Source organism: Synergistaceae bacterium (assembly GCA_031272035.1).
Classification (GTDB): Bacteria; Synergistota; Synergistia; order Synergistales; family Aminobacteriaceae; genus JAISSA01.
This window is the reverse complement of sequence record JAISUO010000071.1, coordinates 1-5,884: the sequence shown is the minus strand read 5'-3', so window position 1 is coordinate 5,884 and position 5,884 is coordinate 1. Positions and strand designations below refer to the sequence as shown.

Here is a 5,884-nt window from a genome sequence, read left to right as displayed (position 1 = left end):
GTTCAGTGGTGCTCCTGATGTTCCTGCATATCCTGAAGGAAGTATTCCATGCAGTGGACCAGCGCGCGTTCTCCGCCCAGCTGTCCGCTTTTGGTGATCATGCGCAGACCGTCGAAGGTGCCGCCCTTCATCTCGGACAGGGTAATCCCCTCCTGAATTTCCTCCAGCATGATGAGGCTCTCGGCCCGGGCCCTCTGGAAAATCCGGACGGCGCAGTCTCCGCCGGTGACGCAAAGCCCGCCGATCCGCACCCGCCCCAAAATTTCCCGAACCGTGTCCGCCAGAAAACCCAAAAAGGCGTCTATGTCGTCATTGGGGTACTGCCCCCGAACGAAGCGCTCGTTGATGGTGGCCGCCAGAAGGACGGACTGACCGCAGCGCAGAAGTTCTTCCGCCTCGCTGGTGGCTCGGGCCCGGGCGGCCGCGATGGTCTCCGCGTCGAGAGAGAGAACGTCGGCGGTGAGCTGTACCGGGGAAACCATGGCCTGCTCCAGAAGCTGACGGGCCTGACGAATGCTTCGGGGGTGCGCCGTTCCCACCACCACAACAAAGGGCCGGGGCGCCGTGGCCAGAGCTTCGGCCAGCCCCATGGCCCCCACCCAGAGAACGTTTCGGGCCGGGGTCAGCTTCAGAACCCCCTTCACAATCATCTTCAGGTCCTCGTCCGTCTCGGCGTCGAAACAAAAACAGCCCTTCTTCGCCACGATCTCCGAAACCCGACCCTCCCGAATGTCCTCCTGAGTGACCGCTTTCGGATTCATTCCCTCCCGGCTCAGGGCTCCCACCATGGCCTCCAGCGTGGCGGATCGGGTTGTGGTTGGGATGAGGGCGGGGATGTTTTCCTGGTCCTGAGCGTCAAGGTACAGCGTTCCCTCTTCAATGGAACGACGACCTCTGGAAAAGGCGGGAACCACGATAACCCAGTCGAACCCCAGAATCCGTGACATGGCGCAGACCTCCGGGCCAGCGTTGCCCCTGAGACCGGGCTCTATTCGCTTGAAAATCGTTGCGCTGTTCTTCCAGGGCAGCAGACTGCGCCCCACCCCCGTCAGCTTTCGGGCGGCCACCTCCGGAGGAGAGAAAAACGTCTCCGTGTCCAGAGCCACCGCCGGGTAGCCGCTCATGGCCCCCAGGGAGCCGATGTCCAGCGTAATGGCAGGCCGATACCCGCCGTTCATGAATTTCGCCGCAGTTTCCGCGGCTCCCGTGTAATCGTCCGCCACTATGATGTATTCCAGCATCCGCGCGTCCTCCAGAAAAACAGATTCAACCTCATTTATTAAACCATATATTGAAGCTGTTTTGTTTTTTGCTATCAGTCTTTTTTGAAAAGGCCCGCCAGAACCTCCGCCGTCTTCAGTCCCAGCTCCAGAGGCGAAAGAGGGGTTCCGGGTTCTTCGCCGGAGAGGGGCGGGGGATCGTCTCTGGCCAGCTCCAGAGAGGTGCAGATGGCTCTGGAAAAGTCTTTAAGGCGCTCCTCCGTCAGTCCGGGCATGGCCGTCAGACCCGTCAGAAGATCCCGCACCACGGCCCGCTGCTCCCGGGAGAGCCAAAACCCCAGGCATTCTCCCAGATTTTCCGGGGTGGCCGCGTGGCGTCCCAGCACGGCGGAAAGGGCCCTGAGCCTTGCGTGGTCGTCGGAGGACAGGGAAAAATATTCGTCCATCCGCTCCTCCAGGCGCTTTCGCCACTCCGTCGCCTCCTCCGGAGCGGCAGGGGAGGTCAGGGCCGAGGCGTACTCCAGAAGCAGCGCGGCGGCGTTGAAATCCTGAGAGATCTTCGTCCCGGGCTCCACAGGCACCACGGTCACAGGATCCTCCCAATGATATTCCTTTCCGGAGATTCCCGGATCGGGCAAAAGCATGAAACCCTCCAGTCGCGCGGCGTCCGCAATTTTTTTCCGGTCTGACGCCGGAGGTTTGGGAGGTCGCGGCCGGTCCGCGGCGGGCTCCGCCTCGGGTTCCGGAATCCCGCCGGACGCCTCTTCGCCGCCCAGGCCCATGAGGTTCGCCAGGGCCCCCAGGTCCGTGACGGCCGGGTTGTTCCAGTCGTAGGGCGCGGGCTCCGCCTCGGAACCTGCGGAGCTCGCGGGACTCGCGCCCTGAAGCCCCTGCACGAACAGCGGCCAGTCGGGCCGGCCTTCGACCTCCTCGATGGCGGTAACGGGAGGTTCGGCCTGAGGCGCGCCGGACGTCTGAGGCAGAGAGGGCCCTACCTCCTTCAGGAAGGCGCGCCAGGCTGTGACAAGAGGCTCGAAGTCCGTCAGGTCGTGGAAGAAGTCCGGAAGCTCCAGAACGCCCCCCACGGCGTTTTTGTCTCCGGCCAGGGAGGGATTGGCCGGAACGTAGGCCACGTAGGCAGAGTGTTTCGGCTTCGTGAGGATGATGCCGCCCTTGCACCTCGACTTGTAGATGGCGGCGAAGCGGGTCAGCAGCTCGTCCGAATAGGGAACCGACGGGGCCGGGCCGCTGTTCTGCATACCAATGGAGGAGGCCCTCATGACCGTGAAGGCGATCAGGGAGGGGAGAGCGAGTTTCGCGTCGGCGTAAGGGCGAAGAAGCATGTTCAGGATTTCCACGGGCACCTGCGGAATGGCCCGGATGAACACCATCAGCTGATCCTCGGGCAGCCAGGCCTTCGCGGCCATCCAGGTGATGAACTTCACGAGGCTCAGACGCAGGGCGTCCCATCGCAGCAGGGGCAGGAGCCGGAAGGCCTCTCCAATGCACATGGTGACGTCCAGCCGGTCCACCAGCACGCGGCGCTCCAGACCGAAGATCCAGAGCGCGGGCTGCGACAGGTGGGCCGGCGGCTGAATGCGCCCGCCCGCCAGCCACCGGATGTACGCGCCCCGCTGCCCGGGCGTCATGTCGGCGTAGGAGGACGCTCCCTCGGCGGCGGCGAAAACGTCGGCTCCCTCCGCTGAAAATTCCACGGGGAGGGTGATGTCGATGCAGGAGGGCTCCGGGGTGGTGGAGGGCCCGTTGGACCAGTAGGCCACAGCTCCCCGCAGCGTCAGCTCTCCCACCTGGATTGTGCCCGCCCGCCCGCTCCAGCGCAGCAGGGAGGGTTCGGGCTTCGATTTGAGCTTCGTCTCCTCGGAAACGCCAAAGCCATAGGGCGACTCGGAGGACAGCGCCTGAGGCGCCGCGGACGAGTAGGTGGCCGAGGCCAGAGTGCTGGGTGAGCTTATCGGTTCCGCCGCCAGAAGGGGTTTCAGAGGGATGCTCTCTTCCTCCGGCGCAGACGGGGGGGCCGGAATGGGGGCCGCCGGTGGAGGAGCGGGCTTCGTCTCAGAGGGCTCGGGGATTGTCGGCGGGGCGGCCGTCGGGGGCGAAAGCAAAACGGAATCCCCAACCTCTGCCTCCGAAGCAGGCGCGGAGGTGGAAGCCCCTTCTCCGGGCAGGACCGGCTGAACCTCGGAGGTTTCCGACTGGTGCCGCGAACGCTGGGAAATCAGGGTCCCCACTGCGACGAAGAGCACAATTCCTATAACCAGATAGACCACGTTCCACCCTCCGTCGGATAAGCCGGATATGATAAAAATACCCTGCACACTGCCGCAAAGTCTCAGGAAAAATTATACTCTCGAACTATTATAAAATACCCGTTCGGAAATACCCGTATTTTTCCTGAAATTTAACCCTGATCAACAGCGCCATCTCACGATTTTGGGCGTCTTCCGTTTTGCGCCTCCTCATTTTGCGGGCTGTCACTACCCTTCAATGCCTTTCCCGTCCGGAAAAATTTTGTATAATGGCGAAGGAAAGGCGAGTGAATTTATGGCAAAACGGGAAATACGGCAGATTTTTGACCTTCTGCTGAAGCGGTTGCTGCATCTGTCAAGAGCAGCGACGGTGCAGTTTATAAACGGACTTTTCGGGACGAGCCACCCTGCGGACAGCGGGGTCGAGTACCCCAATACGGAAAGCGTTTCGCGGAACCTGCGGAAAAGGCAGTCGGATATGCTGGTTGTGATTGATGGAAGGACGTACCATCTTGAGGCTCAGATTCGGGACGACGAGAACATCGCCCTTCGGGTTTTCGAGTATGGCTGGAGAGAGGCGCTGCGGACCAAAAGGGCGTCGGAGGACGGGTGGAATTTTTCGTTAAAATTTCCGAGAGCGAAGGTCATTGCCTGGGAGACGACGGGAAAAACGCCGGATGCCGCGGTTCTTACGCTGGAATTTTCGGACGGAGGGCGCTACGATTATCAGGTGGAGATCTTCAAGTTTCCGGACCACGATATTGAAGAGCTGGAAGAAAAGAAACTGTGGCTTTTGCTGCCGTTTTGTCTGCTGAAGTTCAGAAAGCGCGTGACCGCGGCGAGGACGTCCGAAAGGCGCAGAGAACTTGCGGTGGGGACGATGGAGCTTCTGAATGAGATGGACGCGGTGGTCGATCGTGCGATACGGAGCGACCTGCTGAGCGCGGCGGACGCCGGAACCGTGCTGGAATACGCACAGGACCTGTTTGAGGAACTGTACGGCGGATATTCGGAATTTAAGGAGGCAGATGACATGTTTAAGGAAAAAGCCCAAACACGTTCCCAGATAGCAGCACGGCGAGGCAGAGAAGAAGGTCTTGAAGAAGGCATTGAAAGAGGCATTGAAAAAGGCCGCGAAGAAGGTCTTGAAGTGGGCATTGAAAAAGGCATGGAAAAAGTTGCTCGCAACATGCTGGCGCGGGGCGGATTTGCGCCGGATACCGTCGCGGAGCTTACGGGCCTGCCTCCGGAGCGGATTCGGGAGCTGGCGCAGTGAGGCAGATGACATGTTTAAGGAAAAAGCCCAAACACGTTCCCAGATAGCAGCACGGCAAGGCAGAGAAGAAGGTCTTGAAGAAGGCATTGAAAAAGGCCGTGAAGTAGGTATTGAAGAAGGTATTGAAAAAGTTGCCCGCAACATGCTGGCGCGGGGCGGGTTTGCGCCGGATACCGTCGCGGAACTTACGGGCCTGTCGCCGGAGCGGATTCGGGAGCTGGCCAATGATACCAATTTGCTTTCAGCTGAGTGTTAATGAAGAGGCTAATGTTTGAATATCATTGCTTTTAGCTATTCTAACTTTAGGCCTTTTACTTCAAATTGGTATGACCGGCAGGAAACGGTGGCAGATTTTGACCTCCAAACGAGACTGACGAGAGATGGCGAACTGCGAAACAAATGAGTGAGAACAAAAAACCCCATAAGTGGAGAGATACGGCTTGGAAAAAAGCCCTCACCAACGGAGGGCGAAGCGCGATAGAATATTTTATGCCGGACCTCGCGGCTGATATGGACCTGACGAGGGAACTGACAGGCACGACAGGGGTGGAACTGCAAAAGTCCGACGCGGATTCAGACAACGATATGCGGGTGTTGGATGTTCTGTTTGACGTTCCCCTGAAAGAAGGTAAAAATGGAGATCTGGCGCTGTTTATCGAACAACAGCACGATACGGACGAAGATTTCGCCCTGCGCATGGTCGAAACGTATGTGCGTCTGAAAGAACTGAAACGCCACAATCTGACGACGGGGTTCGCGATCTTCACGGGAAATTCCCCGGATATGGGATTTTGGTTTGATTCGTGTTATGGCTTTGAAGTGTCGGTGAAGTATAGAACCTTCCACCTGCCGAGCAGGAATCTGGAAGAACTGAGAAAGGACAGACGGCCATTCGCGCAGGTGATGCTTGCAGGGCGTCTGTCGCTGGATGCGGGAGATGACCCTGCGCTGCGGGAGCGGTATGCGTGGGAGATTTTGAACCGGATATCCGAACAGGAATACAGTCTCAAAGATCAGAACTGTATCTTGGACTTCACAAGGCGGATACTCTGGCTGGATGACGCAAAAATCAATCCGAAGCTGAGGGAGGTATACAAAATGAAGGCCATAAAAACCGTACC

5 protein-coding genes are annotated in these 5,884 nt (G+C 59.1%); 3 read left to right on the top strand and 2 right to left on the bottom strand.

From position 1 onward, the window contains the following. Window positions 1-2: 2 nt before the first annotated feature. Entirely contained in the window at window positions 3-1,241 is a 1,239-nt protein-coding gene (locus LBR61_08865) for a hypothetical protein (protein MDR1732184.1), read from the bottom strand. 74 nt (window positions 1,242-1,315) lie between these two features. Continuing rightward, on the bottom strand, window positions 1,316-3,508 hold the full coding sequence (locus LBR61_08860) for a TerB N-terminal domain-containing protein (protein MDR1732183.1): 2,193 nt from the start codon (window positions 3,506-3,508) through the stop codon (window positions 1,316-1,318). A gap of 274 nt (window positions 3,509-3,782) precedes the next feature. Between LBR61_08860 and LBR61_08855 the strand changes: the two genes are divergently transcribed. The 3 genes from LBR61_08855 to LBR61_08845 form a co-directional block, all read left to right on the top strand. Beyond that, window positions 3,783-4,763, top strand: a complete 981-nt coding sequence (locus LBR61_08855) for a hypothetical protein (GenBank protein ID MDR1732182.1) — start codon at window positions 3,783-3,785, stop codon at window positions 4,761-4,763. A gap of 10 nt (window positions 4,764-4,773) precedes the next feature. Beyond that, a complete protein-coding gene (locus tag LBR61_08850) occupies window positions 4,774-5,019 on the top strand; it encodes a hypothetical protein (protein MDR1732181.1) in 246 nt (81 codons plus the stop codon). A 143-nt stretch (window positions 5,020-5,162) separates the two neighbouring features. Further along, on the top strand, window positions 5,163-5,884 hold a 722-nt coding region (locus tag LBR61_08845; protein ID MDR1732180.1), incomplete at its 3' end, for an Rpn family recombination-promoting nuclease/putative transposase.